Annotated in this window: 17 protein-coding genes and 1 tRNA gene; 4 read left to right on the top strand and 14 right to left on the bottom strand. The window is 37.2% G+C overall.

Features of this window, described 5'->3' with window-relative positions; translation table 11 throughout:
- The first annotated feature begins 16 nt into the window (after positions 1–16).
- From CRS_RS21760 to CRS_RS21750, 3 genes are all read left to right on the top strand, one after another.
- The gene (locus tag CRS_RS21760; protein ID WP_142726050.1) at positions 17–772 is read left to right on the top strand and encodes a hypothetical protein; all 756 of its coding nucleotides are present in this window, start codon (positions 17–19) and stop codon (positions 770–772) included.
- Positions 773–775: 3 nt separating this feature from the next.
- Positions 776–1855, top strand: a complete 1080-nt coding sequence (gene recF, locus CRS_RS21755) for a DNA replication/repair protein RecF (protein ID WP_142726049.1) — start codon at positions 776–778, stop codon at positions 1853–1855.
- A 233-nt stretch (positions 1856–2088) separates the two neighbouring features.
- Positions 2089–2382, top strand: a complete 294-nt coding sequence (locus tag CRS_RS21750; RefSeq protein ID WP_142726048.1) for a DciA family protein — start codon at positions 2089–2091, stop codon at positions 2380–2382.
- Positions 2383–2470: 88 nt separating this feature from the next.
- Here CRS_RS21750 and CRS_RS21745 read toward each other — a convergent pair whose 3' ends face one another.
- From CRS_RS21745 to CRS_RS21735, 3 genes are read right to left on the bottom strand one after another with little or no spacing between them, the layout of a single operon-like run.
- On the bottom strand, positions 2471–4501 hold the full coding sequence (locus CRS_RS21745; RefSeq protein WP_142726047.1) for a recombinase: 2031 nt from the start codon (positions 4499–4501) through the stop codon (positions 2471–2473).
- Between the two features lie 13 nt (positions 4502–4514).
- Positions 4515–5159: a monofunctional biosynthetic peptidoglycan transglycosylase gene (mtgA, locus tag CRS_RS21740; protein ID WP_142726046.1), complete on the bottom strand. Its 645-nt coding sequence runs from the start codon at positions 5157–5159 to the stop codon at positions 4515–4517.
- A gap of 43 nt (positions 5160–5202) precedes the next feature.
- On the bottom strand, positions 5203–6249 hold the full coding sequence (locus CRS_RS21735) for an ABC transporter substrate-binding protein (RefSeq protein WP_172617135.1): 1047 nt from the start codon (positions 6247–6249) through the stop codon (positions 5203–5205).
- Positions 6250–6308: 59 nt separating this feature from the next.
- Here CRS_RS21735 and CRS_RS21730 point away from each other — a divergent pair.
- Positions 6309–6382: transfer RNA gene (locus CRS_RS21730), tRNA-Arg, on the top strand.
- Here CRS_RS21730 and CRS_RS21725 read toward each other — a convergent pair.
- The 11 genes from CRS_RS21725 to CRS_RS21675 form a co-directional block, all read right to left on the bottom strand.
- Positions 6348–7922 (bottom strand): recombinase family protein, encoded by a 1575-nt coding sequence (locus CRS_RS21725; protein WP_142726045.1) that lies wholly within the window; start codon positions 7920–7922, stop codon positions 6348–6350. The two genes, CRS_RS21730 and CRS_RS21725, sit on opposite strands and share 35 nt — an antisense overlap.
- 81 nt (positions 7923–8003) lie before the next feature.
- Positions 8004–8183 carry a hypothetical protein gene (locus CRS_RS21720; protein ID WP_142726044.1) on the bottom strand — a complete coding sequence of 60 codons (180 nt, stop codon included), beginning with the start codon at positions 8181–8183 and terminating at the stop codon, positions 8004–8006.
- 409 nt (positions 8184–8592) lie between these two features.
- The gene (locus tag CRS_RS21715) at positions 8593–9780 is read right to left on the bottom strand and encodes a type II toxin-antitoxin system HipA family toxin (protein ID WP_228451322.1); all 1188 of its coding nucleotides are present in this window, start codon (positions 9778–9780) and stop codon (positions 8593–8595) included.
- A gap of 41 nt (positions 9781–9821) precedes the next feature.
- A complete protein-coding gene (locus CRS_RS21710; RefSeq protein ID WP_142726042.1) occupies positions 9822–10127 on the bottom strand; it encodes a helix-turn-helix domain-containing protein in 306 nt (101 codons plus the stop codon).
- A gap of 233 nt (positions 10128–10360) precedes the next feature.
- A complete protein-coding gene (locus CRS_RS21705) occupies positions 10361–11041 on the bottom strand; it encodes a hypothetical protein (RefSeq protein ID WP_142726041.1) in 681 nt (226 codons plus the stop codon).
- A 68-nt stretch (positions 11042–11109) separates the two neighbouring features.
- The gene (locus tag CRS_RS21700) at positions 11110–12627 is read right to left on the bottom strand and encodes a hypothetical protein (RefSeq protein WP_228451321.1); all 1518 of its coding nucleotides are present in this window, start codon (positions 12625–12627) and stop codon (positions 11110–11112) included.
- Entirely contained in the window at positions 12624–13160 is a 537-nt protein-coding gene (locus tag CRS_RS21695; protein ID WP_228451320.1) for a tRNA (adenine-N(6)-)-methyltransferase, read from the bottom strand. Before CRS_RS21695 ends, CRS_RS21700 begins: the two co-directional genes overlap by 4 nt.
- 20 nt (positions 13161–13180) lie before the next feature.
- Positions 13181–13882 (bottom strand): hypothetical protein, encoded by a 702-nt coding sequence (locus CRS_RS21690; RefSeq protein ID WP_142726040.1) that lies wholly within the window; start codon positions 13880–13882, stop codon positions 13181–13183.
- Between the two features lie 11 nt (positions 13883–13893).
- A complete protein-coding gene (locus CRS_RS21685) occupies positions 13894–14736 on the bottom strand; it encodes a M23 family metallopeptidase (protein WP_142726039.1) in 843 nt (280 codons plus the stop codon).
- Complete coding sequence (locus tag CRS_RS21680) at positions 14733–16727, bottom strand: type IV secretion system DNA-binding domain-containing protein (protein WP_142726038.1); 1995 nt, start codon at positions 16725–16727, stop codon at positions 14733–14735. The genes CRS_RS21685 and CRS_RS21680 overlap by 4 nt, the downstream gene beginning before the upstream one ends.
- Before the next feature lie 43 nt (positions 16728–16770).
- Positions 16771–17637 (bottom strand): DUF4138 domain-containing protein, encoded by an 867-nt coding sequence (locus CRS_RS21675; RefSeq protein WP_142726076.1) that lies wholly within the window; start codon positions 17635–17637, stop codon positions 16771–16773.
- Positions 17638–17640: the final 3 nt, after the last annotated feature.

Here is a 17640-nt window from a genome sequence, read left to right as displayed (position 1 = left end):
ATATTAATTTTGATAAATGAACATCTTAAAAGTACTGAAAAAAACTGTCATTGACAGCCAAATGTATGTCTCCCTTATGGGAACTCTTTTTGCAGTATTTTTCATGAAAGAGCAAAACACATTCCGTTTCCCTACTGTTCTTTTGATTTTCATCACTTATTTCAGCGGCTATCTTTATACCAAATACCAATATACCAAACATTTCTTCAAAATAGTGGTTGTAAACGCAGTAGCCGGAATCGTTTGCGCTTTTTTAATCATTCATAATCATAATGAAATAAGACTTCTGAAATGGTTTATTATTGTTGTACTCGGATTGCTTTATAACAGCTTTTTTCTTGATGTTTATATCAGAAAAATTCCTTTGCTGAAAGTTTTTTATGTAGGATTGGTTTGGGCTTTGGTGAACTGCTGGCTTACGCTTCCTGAATTCAGCATTCCTATTTTTATGATCAGTTTTTTCTTTATTACAGCACTGGTCCTTCCTTTTGATATCCGGGATATGAATAGTGATACCGTAAAAACCTTTCCTATGCTGATAGGGGTTCAGAATACCAAATACATTGCCTATATTCTTGTTTTCATCAGCAGCATCATTTCAACTTTATATCTTGAACTGCATTATGCTCTATCATTTTTTATAACAAGTATTATAACTTATATTCTTATTTATTTCTCTGAAAATAAAAGAGATGATGCTTATTTTTCATTCGGAGTGGAGACGTGTTCTGCACTTCCTTTTTTATTTTTAGTAATAATGGAGTATTTTTGACGAATGATTATCAAGAAGCTTTCCCTCTACAATTTTAAAAACCATTCTGAGAAAAAATTTGAATTCTCCCCGCAGATCAACTGTTTTGTGGGTAATAACGGCGTGGGAAAAACCAATATTTTAGATGCACTGCATTATTTATCGGTGGGAAAAAGCTTTCTGGGCAATACAGACCTCAACAACATTAAAAATGAAGAGGACTTTTTCACCATTGATGCTGAAATCCGGAATGAAGACAGCGAAGATATCATCAGAATTACCCAGCCCAAAGAAGCCAAAAAGGTAATTAAGAAAAATGATAAAAGCTATGACAGGCTTGCAGATCATATCGGTTATCTTCCGAGCGTTATGATTTCTCCTTATGACTCCAATCTTATTTCGGATTCCGGGGAGAGCAGACGTAAGTTTCTGGATGCCATGATCTCTCAGACGGATTCAGAGTATCTTTTTGACCTCATTCAGTATCAGAAGACAATTCAGCAGCGAAATGCCCTGCTCAAATATTTTGCCAAGAACAGAACCTGGGACAAAGATTCACTGGAGATCTATGATGATCCGATCATCAGATTCGGGACAAAAATATTTGACAAAAGAAAGGATTTCGTAGAACAGCTGAACCCCATTGTTCAGAATTTCTATCAGATTATTTCCGGCGGAAAAGAAACTGTATCTGTTATTTATGAATCTCATTTACTGGCAGATTCCTTTGAAAATCTTTTAAAGGAAAGCCTTGAAAAAGACCGCATGCTGACCTATACTTCAAAAGGAATTCATAAGGATGATCTTCTTTTCGAAATGGACCATGTTTTAATTAAGAAAATCGGATCTCAGGGGCAGCAGAAATCTTTTCTGATCTCTTTAAAACTGGCTCAGATGAGTCTTGTCAAAGAGCTTACGAAAAAGACCCCTATTCTGTTGCTTGATGATATTTTTGATAAGCTTGATGACATCAGAGTTTCCCAATTGATTGAGCTAGTGAATAAAGAAAGTTTTGGCCAGATTTTCATCACCGATACCCACAGAGAACGTACTGAAAGTGTCGTGAAGAAAATTAATGAGGAAAGTATCATTTTTGAAGTTTAATGCGGGATACGAGGTACGAGATGTCAGGTTTATAAAATACGAGGTTAAAGTTGCGCGCTTTATCTGTACGATAAAAATTTATTTATCATCGAAATACTTTTTATCTTAACTTAATATCCTAAAAACACAAATAATATGAGCTATAGAAACTTGGAATAAAAAAACAAAACCCGAAACCCAAACCGCAGAACTCCATAATTACGAATCACGCACCTCGAAACGCGAACCCAACTATGAAGAAGAAAAAACGTGAATATCAATCCTCTGAACTGGTAAAATCTTTTGCCAGAATTTATGGTTTTGAACATAAACTTATTGCTTTTGACATTAAAGATTTCCTTGAAGAATATCTTGATGAAAGTCTTTTCAAAGAAATCAGAAGTGTCAATATTGAAAATGGATGTATTATTATTACCATTGATTCCCCGTTGCTGAAACATGATTTTAAAATGCGTAAAAGCTTTTATCTCAAAAAGTTTCAGGATAAATTCGGAGCTGAGAAATTCAGGGATCTACAGATTGTATAAACTTCTTTGATGACTTCCTATTTGCCTTTAATAGCTATAGCAATAGAAAAAATGCTGCCTGAGAGGCAGCATTTTTTATTTATTAAGATCAATGTTCTTCTGATTTATTGGAAATCGTACTGCTCATCAGGTCATCTGCTTTTTTGTCCAGTCCGGAGCGCAGGGGCAGGAAGAATTTCAATGGGTGTTTCATAAAATACCTGAAAATTTCTTTATAGATCTCACTCACCTGTCCGAAATTCATCTTTCTGGATCGGAAAGCAAGGAACATGGATAAGCTGAAGCTCACCAGAAAGTTGAAGAAACCGATCAGAAATACTGTTAAGAAAGATATCCAGAATGTGTAGGAGTCTACTGAAAAATCTTTTCCATATAATCCTAATGCAAAGTTACCGGCAGCAAAGGTAATATGCCTGATATCGAGATCCAGTCCGAAAAACATTCCTACCGGCGCCGTAGCCCCCAGGAATACCCCAAACCAGAAATTAGAAATGATTCCCGGCCAGTTTTTAGCATAATACTTTGACAGGCCTTTTGCAAACTTTTTTCCGAAAAAGCTTCTGATGGAGAGATTTTTGGCAATTCTTTCAGGGATCTGATAAAAAACAGAATTGTTACCGATATTTCCGGAAATAATTCCGGAGATAAAAAGATAAAACCCGGCAATACTCGCATGCAGAATCGCTTTTGATTGAAAGGGATCAAGGTCTTTTAACAATTTGTCGGATCTTTCTACAGCCAGATTTTGGGAAAAGAATACATCCAGGCCGTAAATGATAGCAAGCGCTACCGGAAAGGCCAGCAGTACATTTCCTACAAAGGCAATAAACTGACTGCGGAATAGCTTGGATACCAGATGGGCAAATTCTGTATTATTTCTTTGGGCATTTCCTTCTTCAGACAATACTTTTGTCATGGTAGCCGCTGTCATTGCAGGCTGTTTTGTAGCAAGGGTAAAACCCATCAGATAGATCATCACAAATCCCATTGCATAATTCATTGAGTACAGAAAAGCATGGGAAAAATCACTTCCCGGAATATATCCGTAAAGCATTTTCAGAACACAAAGAGCCCCAACAATAATACCTCCTCCACTGGCCTTATAAAACATGGTCATATATTCCTTTCGGGTGGAAGTAATATAATGGGTTCCGGTTTCTGCAGTATGATTGGTAATAAGGTGAGAGATCAGCCTCGTACTGTCATTGATGAGATCAGAAATATTATTTTTATGAGATTTATAATTCAGGATATTAAAAACCAGCTGTTTAGATTTTATCAGAACATCTTCATCAGTATCAATAACCAATAACTGGGCAATCTCAAAAATCCTTTCAGTCTGCTGCCGTATTTTTAACAGAGATTGATTAATTTTTCCTGAAATGCCATATTTAGCTGAATTTTTAAATGCAATATTGACAAACTCCAGACACTGTTCTGCGTAGATTTTAATCTGTTTATATCTGCTATCTTTGGAGTGCAGCTGCAGGTATGGATCCTTTACCAGATCTTCTGCTAAGGTTTCCAGTTCGTTCTGAAGGGCAAGAAACGGGTTGTCCAGATTTCTGTACTGAGGAGCCATTCTTACCACTTCCACCTCCATGGCCATTCCTGTAACCCTCCAGGAAAGGATATTCATAGAGAAGATAAGTTCTTTTTTCACATTAGGACGGATAATAAAATCCGAAGCTCCCAATAGTTTTAAAAATTCATCAATTTCATTCTCAGGAAGATTGTGCAGATATGTGAGATCTTTTTTCGGTCTCAGGCTGACATTATCGATCATATACCAAACCGTTTTTTCGTTTTCAACGGGTGGTAAAACCTTATTCAGTATTCTTTTTTTCAGTTCAGGAAAAAAGGCATTTTCTGAAAGAATATTGGCTTCTGTAAGGGAAAGATTGAATGGTCGTCCTCTGAAAATATTGTGAATATAATATTTGAAGTTTTCCGCAAAATTAGGATTGCTTCTGAAAAAATTGAGCACATCTGTAAAGTCAGCCTCTTTTATCGTCTCTAAAAACTCTGCAAAAGGTTCTAAAGAAAGGGTTTCGTTCTTAAAAGAAAAATATTTTTTAAGAACTGACTCAAAATTTGTGCTGGAATTAAAGAATTTCATTAGTACAAAGATACTATTTCAAACTTACATTCCTCATCTGTCTCATGATCCAATTGTGCTTCTTTCTTAAATAAGGTGATGGATTTTTAGGATCATACTTCTTTGGATTAGGCAATACAGCAGCAATCCAGGCTGCATCTGAAGCACTTAAATCTTTGGATGATTTCCCAAAATAATATTGTGCAGCCGCTTCCACACCAAATACTCCCTGCCCCATTTCTATAGAATTCAGGTATCTTTCAAGGATAATGTCTTTAGTCCATACTTTTTCGATGATGAAAGTATAGATAGCCTCCAGCCCTTTTCTTACCCAGCTTCTGCCCTGCCATAAAAATACATTCTTAGCAGTCTGTTGGGAAATGGTGCTTCCTCCTCTTATTTTTTTGCCTTTCTCATTATATTTCATGGCTTTTTCGATCGCTGTATAATCAAAACCGTCATGGTCAAAAAATTTCTGATCTTCGGATGCAATAACTGCTTTTTTTACATTATTCCCCATTTCGTCATAGGAAATATAATCCCGATGCAGTTTTCCATATTCAAAAAGCCCCCCTATCTGGGTAAGGGTAATCGGTGGATTAAAGAATCTACCCCAGATGATAAAAACTACATTCAAAACAAGAATGATGAAGATAAGCTGTTTAATTTTTTTCCACATAACTTGATAAAAAGGAAAGGCAAAAATAAGCAAATAGTATGAGTTAGTGCAATTCTTTCATATAAGTAAGCTGATAATCCGGTAAAAGTTCAGGATGGAAGATCTTGATATAGTCTTTCAGAATCAGATCTGCTCTTACCACACCACTTTCAAAGAAGTCATTTGCCTTTAATTTCTCTCTTCCTGCGATGGTGTAGATCTTCCCTTTATTGAATACATCCAGCTTTCCATAGAATGGATTCATGCTCAGCATCTCTTTTTTCGAAGGGTGGCTGCCGGCATTTACCCAATACTGTACTCCATTTGCTTTGGCATATACTTCTTCAAAACTCATGGTTAAAGCTTTTTCATCTTTATTATCCTTCATGATATAATTGGCATTGGCATCCGAGATATAATGCGCTACAGAAGTATTCCCCCCTGGCAGATACCAGACATCGCCATACATTTCGTTGGCCAGGACAACAGGCTTTTCTTTTGCTTTTGACGCAAGCTGTTTCAGATTGCTGTAATTTTTTTCAACTTCTTTGTATTTGGTTTCCGCTTCTTTTTCTTTTCCTAAAAATTCTCCAAAAAGTTTAATATAAGCTGTTTTCTCCAAAGGCTTCTGCTCCATATATTCATCCAGGAATATCACCTGGATGCCATTGTTTTTTAAAAGTTCATACGTATTGTCAAAGCTGGCAATATGGTTGGTAAAAATAGCATCCGGTTTCATAGAAATGATCTTTTCCACATCATATTTCTGTTCGCTCCCTACATTTTGAATCTTCCCTTGTTGAATCAGACTCTGAATTTTATCCGAATAAATATACTCCGGACTGGAAACTCCAATGATCAGATTTTCCGCTCCAAGCTCTGAAATATACCCTGCCATACTTGCATTCAGCAGAATAATTTTCTTAAAAGGAGTTTGATTTTTTTTAAAGTTATAACTAAAATTTCCTGATTTCAGCTCCAAAACTCCCTCATGTTCTTTAAACCGGGTACGGCTAGAGATATTTGTCCAATCTGAGGACGAATTTTTTGTTTCTCTTTTACAGGCAATTAGCGAGAATACCGTAAATAAAAGTAAAATTTTCTGTTTCATGTTTCAAAGAACGGAAAAAAGTGGTATATTTGCAACCGTTAAACAACAAGAAAACACAAGGCCTCGTGGCGCAACTGAATAGCGCATCTGATTACGGCTCAGAAGGTTACAGGTTTGAATCCTGTCGAGGTCACAAAACCGACATTTGAAGATTTTTCACTTCTTTGTCGGTTTTTTTTATTTCCTAATTCCTTCTTTATCAGAAAGATAGTATATACAAAAGTATTGATTTTTGCGGTTTGAAAATTCTCGCCGTCAAAGGTTAACTTTTCAGGATATATCAAACCAATTATAGCTCTTTTGTCTACTGAATCTGCTTTTTTATATCTCTCAGAAATTTTCGTAACAGCCTTCAAAGCCGCATCCAGCTTAAGTTCTACGTTATTATCCTTCTTGGTTTGCTTTATCGAATTGAGTTTGAATAAGAGTCGGTCAAGTTCATCCTTATTTTTTGTCTTCACAGCTCTAAAATCCTCTTCATCTAATTTATCTTCCAGATATAAATCTCTTGCTTTTGCTATCTTTTGTTCAATTCTGGTGACTTGCTCAGTCAGTATTTTTCGCTCATCATCAAGACCGTCCGTAACACTTGAAAAATTTTTCATCATTATAGTTTTTAACAAATTTGCAAATGCTGGAATAAACTCAAATTTTGAAAGTTCTGCCTCAAATAGTTCATTAACTATTTCAGAGTTGTGACGGAAGCCACATGCTAAGGTACAATGGTAATAGTAGTAATGCTTTGACCTTCCTTTAGCACTACTTGCAGTTAAATTTTTTCCACATTTTGGGCATAGCAGTAATCCGCGCAGAGGATACCTGTCTTCATTGATGACCCTACCTCCCGGTAAAAAAATATCTTTATTGCTTTTCCTTCTGAGTATATGTTGAACTTTCATAAAAAGTTCTTCTGAGATTAAAGGCTCATGTTTGCCTTTAATAATTCTCTCTTCTTCATCACCATGTGCTTTTAGGACAATATTACCACAATAAACTACATTGCGAAGAGCCTCAAGAAAAGAATTACGTGTGAGCTTCCTACCCTCCCTTTTATTCATTAGCTCTCTAACTTTTGCACTTGGGAGATGTCCCTTCGCTACTTCCTTAAAGGCCCAGATGATGTTAGAGGCCTCAGGTTCTTTTACTGCCACATATTTTCTGCCATCTTCCGTGCACTTATTGATATATCCGTAAGGCGCAGTTCCCATCATTCTGCCTTCTTTAATGGCTCTGCGCATACCATAAATAACATTCAATGCACGACGATCATTTTCTACTTCAGGAGTTGAAAGATATATAGCCAATAAAAGTTTATTTTCAGGAACTCTCAAGTCTAAAGGCTGCTCAATAGCCTGAGGAGAAATATTTAACTTAGTAAGTTTAGAGATCATCTGGTAAGCTTCGCTTGTATTACGGCTAAACCTATCCCATTTAGTAAACAAAAGAAGTCTAACTTCTTTAGCAGGCTTGCCTCTTCTGAAGCTAAACATATATTTCTTCCACTCTGGTCTGTCGAAAGTTTTTGCAGAATGATCCTCAAAAATTACCCGATCGATTTGAATATTTTGACTATTGCAATGTTTGCGAAGGCGCTCTTCCTGATCGCGCTGTGAATAACCTTTATCAGCTTGTTCATCCGTTGAAACTCGGATATATAAATCGGCGATTTGCATAAAGTTTTCATTAGTATGTTAGAAGGTGACTAATATTGAGATCAATTTGATTATCAATATTATATTCACTAAAATACGAAATTAATTTTTAGCAGAGATGAGCTCTTTGAGGGTCATCTTTACTAGAGTATGGAGTAAAGCCAGCACATCTGAAATTTCTTTTTCAGACATATTGATGTTTGATCTTTTCAATATTTTATCGGCCTCACTTACCGACATTTCGTTAAACTTCATAAGCGGTTCGAGCTCGAATTCCTTCAAATCTCTAAGTTGAGAATCTTTTTGTTTTCTTTTGCTACGCATCGCCCCTGAATACTTATCGCATTAACTTATAGATTAATTGATCATTTTGACTCAGTATATTTTTTACAATAACTGTTATTTTAATAATCAAATATTATCAGCTAAAATCGCAATAAATATGGTAGAATATGGCATCATAAATTGATCAAAGTCTATTTAACCACTAAATGGGTTACTTACGAATTTTGATTTGTAATAAAGGATTAAAATAGAATAAACTACAAGAGCAAAACTTATAGTTCTTATCATTTAAATTGTCTAGCCAGTAAAACATTATATAAAACGAAAGCAGATATTTGGAAAAGCTTTCTGCTAAAAATCTCCAGTCCAAAAAATACCCAATCAATCTTTATTCACCGGATAATAGCTAGAGCTTTGTAATCATACGATTGATTACTTCTGCATTACGCTTGTCTACATCGAACTCTTTTGACAAATCTTTCCATTGGTTTAATGCATATTTAGTCTGTTCAATAACATTATCGATTAGACTCTGTGGGAGTTTAGCTTCCTGACCTAACTTTGCCAAATGTTTTATGCTTACATTTCTGCCCTCTCCTAGGACCATTGTACTCTGCTCTCCACCAGGACCTGTCGAAAATGTTAAATCGTATGCAGGCGAAAGTTTCCAGTTGCCTGTTTCGTCCATTAAAAAACTGAAGTTCTTTGCATGGTCATCCCTATTGTGAGCCATAACATTGAAAACCGCCAGTCGATACATTTTTTCGACTTCACGAATATCTTTTGTCAGGGTTGCAGTCAAATTCAGTAGATCTTCGTAATCAAGCGAAGGTAACCTGAAATTGCTATGCAACAATCCACTTACGGTATGCATATGTAATCTCCTATTACCGTCCCTGTCGAATCTCTTCACTGCGAAATAACCGCTCCCACCATTTTGAGAAGGAAATAAATGCACATCCGGCATTGCGATACCCGCTTCTGCAGCCATCAGTGCATAGACATATTCAATAGCTCCGGAATCCGGACCGTCCTGTGAATTGGAAAACTTAACCAACCAATGTTCAAAAGTTTCGTCTAAGTTTTGGGCTCCGTATAAAATATTTTTACGTTCGCTATCTACGCCAATAAGTGCTTTAGGCCTGGCACCTGCTGATGAACCATTTAAAGCTAACAGCTCAGTAATTACCTCTTCCGAACTTCCTTCCAGGACTTTTTCAGTTTGTACAGCCAGCACGTCCAGGTCAACTTTATCTTGCGGCACTTCAGGACTATTATCCGGCTCGTAGACTAATGCTCCCATTCCGTGCATACCTACGTGAGCAAGGCGGTCCAGTGACGAAACATCTGAAGGCATCAATCCAAAGGTTCTGATCATTCTGTCAAACAGCAATCTTCCCCAGCCATCCGGCAAGCTGTCGCTGAATACTCCTGCCAATCCGTCAAATGGATGCAGAGGCAATTCACTAACGCCCCTTTTCAGAGGCAGCCTGAAAGGAGATATTTCGATTCCTGCGTCAAAAAAATTGTCATCGTATTGGAAGTAGATGACACCATCACGTATTGCAAGACGTCCAACAGGCTGGACTGCCAAGCCAAAATCTAACCCCACTTTTATTTCTGCAACAGGCTTAATCATTTTCTTCTACCTCTTTTTTTAATTATACTATCATCTTGTTTTAAAACATCATCTATTGAATTGAAAGCTGGCTTATCTGGCTTAAGAGCATCTAGCAATTCTTCCAATCCTCCAACCACCATCAAGATCTTTAGAAAAGAGTCCAGAGAAATCAATCCTTTTTGCTCAAACTTCCTAAGGGTGGAAAGTGCTACACCTGAACGTTCAGCAAGACCTTCCTGAGTAAGCTCCATCAGAAGCCTACGGTCACGAACATGAGTAGCAATCATTTTTTGCGCTTTAGATAATGATATAAGTAACATAACTGTATTATTTAATCATATTAATAAGCAATAATTATCATTATTGTATTACAAATATACTAAATACAGACTGTATAGATCGCTAAAATATACTATATTTTTTCTTTTAATTTAGATCTTCATACTAATTTCATTTTCTTTAGAATCCATCATGATCCCCCTTTTTAGAAAAAACAATCAATTCCATTTTATTCCCATCTATAATTGAGATGTCATCTGCGTTGTATAACGGGTCACTCACTTTTTCTGCTTTTTACGAAATGATTAAACTCAAATAATTCCTTGGCCGGTTGATCCCAGTTTTTTCTGGGAATCAATTGAAGGGTAACGAAAATGTCATTTTTCTTATTGTAGGAGTCGATACGTTCCAGTCTGCCTTGATAATCGGTTTCAGCGTGTTTGTATAGAGAATAAGGAAGAATAGTATCTGTGGGGAAGATATAAAACCGGTTATAGTTCCAGGGCGAATTGATTTCGAAGCGTTTGTATTGTTTTCCAAACAGAACGGTGTCGGAAAGATTTTTTCTGTTCCTGTAATTGGGAATCAATTCCTTTGAAAAGACGGCACCTTCACGCTTCGCCCACACCAATAGTGGCTTTTGTTTTAGAACAATATCAGAAAGCAGGAAGGTTTTCCCTTGGAAACCCAATGGATAGCAAAGAGAATCGGTCATATAGTAAAGCTGCTTGTTCATTTCCGGGAAGCTTCGGTCGGGAATGATCTCGATCAACTCATCTCCGGAATAGCTTATTTTAGAAATATGGAAACTCTGCATCTGCTCCAATCCTTTAGAAGCGTTGAAATATACATTTGAAACGAGATCGATCCCCCCTTTTTCGGATTTGATTTCCTTATTGCAGGAACTTAAACCGAAAGTCATTGCAAAGGATAATAATGTGAACTTTAATTTCATCTTGTTGGTTTTTATGAAAAGCGGTAAATCGTTAGACCTACCGCCTTCGGATAATAGTCAGGTAAAATTTATCGTTTGATACTCTGTTCTTTCACGTTATTTTTTTCATGCTTGTTATCCTGTTCCAGCCCTTCCAATGGTTTATTGGTGTTCAGCCTGTTCATCTCATTGTCATAGAGTTTAAGGTTTCTGTTCTGTGGGTCCAGAACTGCTCTTCCTTCGATGATGGAATCGTCCTGTTTAAATTTTACTTTAACGATATTTCCTTTTTCCAAAGATTTTATAGCATTATCCTTCCATTCTGGTTTATCGAAGACCAAATTTGCTTTCTCAACGATCTTATCCGTGTCAACACCGTAATTTTTGTAGAAGTTTTGAAACATATAGTTTCCTTTTTCTGTTTTAGGCTCATTGAAATCAAATTGCGCAAAGGCATTTTCCCGCTGCCCGCTTTTCGGATTATCGAATTCAATCTTTACACTGCGTCCTTCCAGAAGATTGATGGCCTCTTTTGCGGTAAAACTGTTATCCTTGCTGACAGGAAAATTATGGGAACGTTCCTCATTTTTTTCATTAGTCAGTTTTGCATTGAATGAATTGAGAAAAACGCCGCCGCTATCGGTTTTGTTGAATTTTAGCGTAAAATCAGCTTTGTTTCCGGGTAAAGCTTTATCGGAACCCGTCTGTATTTCAAAATGTTGCTCTGTTGATTGAAGGCCCTTTTCTAAATCTCTGTGAAGTTGTTCACTTTCGCCGAAGCCAAGATATTTCATCTGGTCTTTCAGGTATTGTACCCTGTCGAATTCTTTTTCTGTTTCCATAATTTGTGGATTTTGATTGTTAAACTTTATATCATTGTTTGTTAGTGTTTTATATGAGGGCAAATTATTTTCATCCAAATAAGTTTTTAATATTTCACCATTATTTAAGACGGTGTAAAACTCACCATATTCCCGTTTTTCCAAATAACCAAACGCCAATGCATATTTATCACTTGGTGTTAAAGAATGACCGTCGAGGATATCAGGGATGGTGTCCATTTGCTTTGCTGTCAGTGAATAATCGCCGTTAGTTGTTCCAAATTCCATTTCTTCCGCAAAAGCCTTTCTTTGGCTTGCTGTAATCATTAAATCTTTCAGTTTATATTCGTTTTCTTTTTTCAAGATTCTGTAATCTAGTAGCCCCTTTATCTCTTCTTTAGATAGTTTTGGATAAAGATCATTTTGTGCCGCTGATTCTTTTAAGGCTTCTTCAGAATCGCTTTTAAATTCATCCAAACTTTTAAAATCACCCATATTTTTCCATTCATTTTTTCCATAAGGTGATCGGTACTCCTGGGTTTGCAGATCATAGCTGTAATAGGAATGACCCTCCGGGCTTCTCAAAGAACCGCTTCCATCGTCATAATCATACCAGATCCACCCCTCCGGAAGGCCGGACGCAGCAACCAAATTCTCTTTTTCGCCATATCGAAAAAACAATTCAGATGGTACGCTTTCCAGTTCATTTATGAAATCTTTATAGGCTGTGGTTCTGGAACTAATTACTCTTTCGAACCAGGATAATTCCTTTCCATTGCGTTTCATGATTTCTTGTGACAGTTATTTATCGTTCGACTAATTTTTTCCATAACTATTTGCTTTGGCAGGAAATTCCAGCAATAATAACTGCTGCTGTAAGTAATCTTATTATTGACGAGTCCATTACATTTAAATTTGATTCTTTGATCAAACATCAGTAATTGTAATTCTTTTTGCATAAAAAGTTGTTTCGGTGCGGCATCATTTAACCAGGTATTGGACATTAACAATGCAAAAGGCTTATTGAAATTCAGACATTTTTCAAAAATTTTTCTTTTATTGGTAAAAGGAGGATTTGATATGATGATATCCCAGTTTTCAGGTTCGTACCTGTAGAAATCCTTACCTTCTTCCTTATGGGAAAACACAACTTTATTTGTTTTGCTGATTTCTTCTACAAATTCGCTTTTTTGTGTATCAAAGGGGCACCAGACAATAGCATTTTCCGGTATATATCCAAGGATTGGTATTACTGCGTATTTAGGAGTGTGACATTCATCATTATTGCCAGCGGAATATAAAATTTCATGACTTTTCATAATCATTGATGTATAAAAAATTATCTTCCTCTAAGTTTTGCCTTTTGTAACTCTTCTTCCTGTCCTTCATATTCCTCGCTCATTCTGCTAGCCTGGTCGTATAGATCTGAATCGATCACATCAAACAAAATATTAGAATCACCATTCCGAAACCTTTCATCTTCGATGGAGATTCTCGCAACGGCATCGAGTTCCCTGGAAACTATTGTGATATCATTTGAGATTTCTTTAGCAATTTCCGGGTATTGGTCGATTTTGTCATAGATATAATTTTTCAGCTTTTGTAGTTCAGCTTTGTAGCGGTTTAGTTCCTGCAGATTCTTTTGATCGGCTATAATAGCGGTAAGCTCAGTAGCATTTTTAATAAAGTCAAATTCAACTACTTTTCCATTTTGCTTATCAAAAATGAAGGCTTTCTTTTCGATACCCCAATCTTGTTGAGATTTTGAAAGATCTTTAATGTCCGTATACTGGAATTTTTCTTTGCTTTGTTCAAGAATTTCTGTAAGGTTCTTGTCCCTCTCAAGAAATATGACTTTCAGCTGGGTGCTATTATCAGTAAGTTGGAAGGTTGCCCTGTTTCTCTCATTATCTGCAACAATTGTATAACCCTGAAGAAATTTCTTAATATCGTCAGAACTTAATTTTTTGGAAAAAGTTAGATCATCATTAATAATTCCATAGTTTTTCAAATCTTCTGTAGGTAAATTTTGATGTTTCATAATTGTATTTTTTATTTTTGGAAATAAGAAGTTGGTTCGTTACCATAAGATGCTATTAGCAAATGATTCGCTCTGATCACGTCATTAAGAAAATGCACAGGATCGATAAATTTTTCATTCTTCTTCACCGCAAAGTGCAGGTGAGGTCCAGTAGAGTTCCCGGTATTGCCACTTTTTGCAATGATGTATCCCGTTCTTACCAACTCTCCCACTTTGTAATAGCTTTCTGAAAGATGTAGGTATGCCGTTTCAAAACGGTTGAAATGTTTTACTTTGATATAATTTCCGCCACCTTTGGGATCCCAGCCACTGGCTGTAACTATCCCGTCCATTACAGCATACACATTCTCAAAGTAGGCTTTAAGGTCAATGCCATTATGCATTCTCACTGTTCCGGTGATGGGATGTGTTCTTTTTCCGTAGGAAGAAGATATTTTAAAAGCATTGCTCAAGGGCATTGCGATCTTTGAGAACTTTACTTGATCATTCATATTCTCAAAGTCTCTCTTTTGTTGATGGATAAGTCGTTGGCTCTGTAAATCTAAAATCAGTGAATCCTTAACTTCTTTCACATCCCATTTTTTGTCTTTTTTATCTGAATTCTCCATAATCCATCTTTTCAGTGAGTCCAATTCTTTTTTCAGCTCAGCTTTGGATGTCGCGTTAAAAATGTCTTTCCAGAATTTTTTATCCGTTTTCTTTTTAAGATCCTTGGTCTCTTCCGTTTTTTCCAAGATTCGAACGCTTTCTGTTTTCTTTGGCATTGTAGGTGTAAGCGTATTAAATTGTCCATAAAGCGACGAATGAAAAGAAAAGAGCAATCCGATCAGAAAGTATGTTTTAAGTAAATTCATGATGCTGATTTTATAAATTCATTCACAATGAGTTCGACTTCCTTGTTGATCTTCCGGAAATTGCTCATAAGTATTTCTTCTTTGCGGTTAATTCCCCGTTTGTCAATAAATGAATAATAGACCGGCATCTGAGGGTATTGTTTCTCTTCTTCCTTAAGGACTTTCATATCCAAATTGATCTTTCCATGAATTGCAGATGTTTTATATTCATCTGCGTCGTTTTCTTCTCCTTGTGCAATCATTCCAACCATTTCACCTGTCCTCAATGCTGCTATTTTTCCAGCCGGGATCATATTATCCATTTTTTCATTGATGCTCGTTGTCGTTCCTTGCTGTGATATGGATTGGGAATAGGATTTCTGCTTGATCTTTCCGAACAGTTTTTCCAGCCATTCTAGTGTATTTTTGTCCCTTGCCGATCCGGAAAGAATATTTCCGACAATGGCAGAGATGGTATCTGCCACCTCCTTTTTATAAAACTGGCGAAGCTGAGGAATCTCCTGAAGGCCAAGCAACACGGCAACCTTGTTGCTCCTTGCTGTGGCGACTACATTGTCAATCTTATGGATATAAATAGTTGGAAACTCATCCGCAATAATGCCACCCGGCAGATTGTGCTTGGAATTGATCAGTCGTAGGGTTCGGTTTAACACGGACGAATACAAAGCAGAATTAATATCCTGTGTTCCCGGATCTGAGGCTAAGATCAGGATGGACGGATTTTCCCTGTCGGTAATCTTTAGTTCAACTTCATTGCCGGAAAACACCCAGAAACTTTCTTTGGTTGCTAACCTGGACAAAAATATCTTTAATGTTCCGATCTGCCCTTCCAATTGGTCAAAAGCTCTGTTGTCATAGGCCGTTTTGAATGGTGATATAAGGGAGCCTATCTCCTCATTAGTAAACAACGTATCAAAGATCTCCTGGTAGCTACAGTTCATAAAGGAAAGGATATGCGGCAGGTCTGAGTATTTTCCGTTTTCCAGGGTAGCAAAGAAATAGATACAGGATGAGAGGAAGTTGATTGCGGATTGGGTAAAGAACGCATCCGATCCTCCCCCTGAACTGCTTCCACCTTTCTGTAGTGAGGATACCATCGATTCCGCCATTTCCTGTGCTTCTGCTAGTGTTTGGATATACTTTTTATGAAAGGGATTGACCCGCTTTGATCTTTCGACCTCATTGAGGTTGATCACATGGAAGCTGTAATTATATTCAGACGTTTTACTTTTTTTCAGTAGATAATGATAATAGGTGATCTGCGCTAAATCCGGAAACTTAAAATCATAAATGCATAAACAGAAGCCTTTTGCGATCATCTGGCGGATAGCCGGATTGATCACCCCGAACGACTTCCCGCTTCCCGGTGTTCCGATCACCGTTGTTCCTCGGAAGGGATTGATGTTGATCCATCCTTTGTTGATCTTGCCCTTATAACGAAACAGGTAGGGAATATTAATACTGGTGTCGGTATTGACAAGCTCTTTGTTCTGGTCAAAGGATTCTTCTTCCACATTCCATCGGTCTTTCCCCATTTTCTGCTGCATCAGCTTGGAGATGCTGTCTGCGCCTATTTGAAGGATAACAGCACCCAGAAAAGAGAGAAGCGCATAAATGACCTGATACAGGTTCATCCCGGGGAAGACTTTTGGAAGCTTGGTGTCTACTGCTTCCTTCTGCCATAATAGGGAACAGAACATCATTACCAGTCCCAGAACCATTGGAACAATGATCTCCTTTGCTACATTAAGGTCTTTCTTTTTCTTAGCCTTCGTGCCGATAGCAACCAACCCGATCAAAAGGAGTGTGGCAAACTTGGCATTAATGGGTGGATAAATAAAGCTCATCTTCGAGAAGTTCTTTAATAGATTGGAGATTACCGGAACTTGAGCATTCAGGTAAAAAAGAGCAGCACAATCCAATGCAACCACACCATAGACTGCCTTTTGCAGGAATCCATAGATCTTTATCTGATGTTGTTGTTCTTGCATTTCTTTTTATTTAAAGTTTAGAAAAATGGAAGCGGAACTTCCGCTAGAAGGTATCTGCTTTAAGGATATCCGAATAGTTCACTTTCATTTCGATGGTCCTTCCGGATAGCTGTTGCTCAATCATCCGGATCATCATCACTTTGGAGTTCGGATAGGTAAATTTTTTAAAGATGTAAATATTCCTTAGGTTTTTCCTGAAATGCTTTTGAGCATTTAGCTGAAATACCGGTGTCATTTCAATACTTTGATTGTTGGTTGCCTTGTGGATCTTTTTATCCTCTATTGAGAACTTGAGCGCTTCCAAGTCGTTACTCAGGTTGGAAGTATTTTTAAAGGTCATATCCAGAAAGATGTAATCACCCATCACATACACATTGTTAAGCTGCATACTGAGATTCAGATTGTTTTCAGTTCTGACCGGTTTTTTATCGGCCTTCTTTTGAATGATGCCCAAGGCAAATTTCCTAAGCTCATGGTTTGAGAAGACCATTCTATCGAACTCGATAGGCTGCATCGCTTCGGGCTGAATGTGAATATTGATAACCGTATTGAGATTATCTGCGTTTCTATAAACCGCTTTATACTGTGCGATGAAAGATTGCCCGACAACCGTGATGATACCCACAGTATCTCCGCTGAAAAAAGGCGCGGACTGTTTCTTTTTATCTTTCTCAGAGCTTGGGTTATCGGTAATTTTAATCCTTGCGATATTGTTGGCTGGAAGATCCCCGGTCAGTTTATCGGTGGAAAGGTCTACATACTGAATCGGTTCGGGTGATATCATATGCAGGTTTATTCCTTCCGTGATCTCAAGTTCCGGCAGATCAGAAATGATTTGTTCAGGAGTAGCGGTTTGTGCGGTTAACAAGTTTACTGTAAACAGCATCAGACTGTATAATAAATTTCTCATCAT

Source organism: Chryseobacterium sp. ON_d1 (genome assembly GCF_006829085.1).
Taxonomy (GTDB): Bacteria; Bacteroidota; Bacteroidia; order Flavobacteriales; family Weeksellaceae; genus Chryseobacterium.
The sequence above is the reverse complement of the archived record's forward strand: the minus strand, read 5'-3'. Positions and strand labels throughout refer to the sequence as shown.

What these genes read in the sequence shown, in the direction of transcription:
- CRS_RS21675 (WP_142726076.1), bottom strand. Translation starts at nt 17,637, where the DNA reads ATGAGAAATTTATTATACAGTCTGATGCTGTTTACAGTAAACTTGTTA.
- CRS_RS21760 (WP_142726050.1), top strand. Translation starts at nt 17, where the DNA reads ATGAACATCTTAAAAGTACTGAAAAAAACTGTCATTGACAGCCAAATG.
- CRS_RS21680 (WP_142726038.1), bottom strand. Translation starts at nt 16,727, where the DNA reads ATGCAAGAACAACAACATCAGATAAAGATCTATGGATTCCTGCAAAAG.
- CRS_RS21685 (WP_142726039.1), bottom strand. Translation starts at nt 14,736, where the DNA reads ATGAATTTACTTAAAACATACTTTCTGATCGGATTGCTCTTTTCTTTT.
- CRS_RS21710 (WP_142726042.1), bottom strand. Translation starts at nt 10,127, where the DNA reads ATGTTACTTATATCATTATCTAAAGCGCAAAAAATGATTGCTACTCAT.
- CRS_RS21745 (WP_142726047.1), bottom strand. Translation starts at nt 4,501, where the DNA reads ATGAAATTCTTTAATTCCAGCACAAATTTTGAGTCAGTTCTTAAAAAA.
- CRS_RS21735 (WP_172617135.1), bottom strand. Translation starts at nt 6,249, where the DNA reads ATGAAACAGAAAATTTTACTTTTATTTACGGTATTCTCGCTAATTGCC.
- mtgA (WP_142726046.1), bottom strand. Translation starts at nt 5,159, where the DNA reads ATGTGGAAAAAAATTAAACAGCTTATCTTCATCATTCTTGTTTTGAAT.
- CRS_RS21700 (WP_228451321.1), bottom strand. Translation starts at nt 12,627, where the DNA reads ATGAAACGCAATGGAAAGGAATTATCCTGGTTCGAAAGAGTAATTAGT.
- CRS_RS21725 (WP_142726045.1), bottom strand. Translation starts at nt 7,922, where the DNA reads ATGCAAATCGCCGATTTATATATCCGAGTTTCAACGGATGAACAAGCT.
- CRS_RS21750 (WP_142726048.1), top strand. Translation starts at nt 2,089, where the DNA reads ATGAAGAAGAAAAAACGTGAATATCAATCCTCTGAACTGGTAAAATCT.
- CRS_RS21705 (WP_142726041.1), bottom strand. Translation starts at nt 11,041, where the DNA reads ATGAAATTAAAGTTCACATTATTATCCTTTGCAATGACTTTCGGTTTA.
- CRS_RS21695 (WP_228451320.1), bottom strand. Translation starts at nt 13,160, where the DNA reads ATGAAAAGTCATGAAATTTTATATTCCGCTGGCAATAATGATGAATGT.
- recF (WP_142726049.1), top strand. Translation starts at nt 776, where the DNA reads ATGATTATCAAGAAGCTTTCCCTCTACAATTTTAAAAACCATTCTGAG.
- CRS_RS21690 (WP_142726040.1), bottom strand. Translation starts at nt 13,882, where the DNA reads ATGAAACATCAAAATTTACCTACAGAAGATTTGAAAAACTATGGAATT.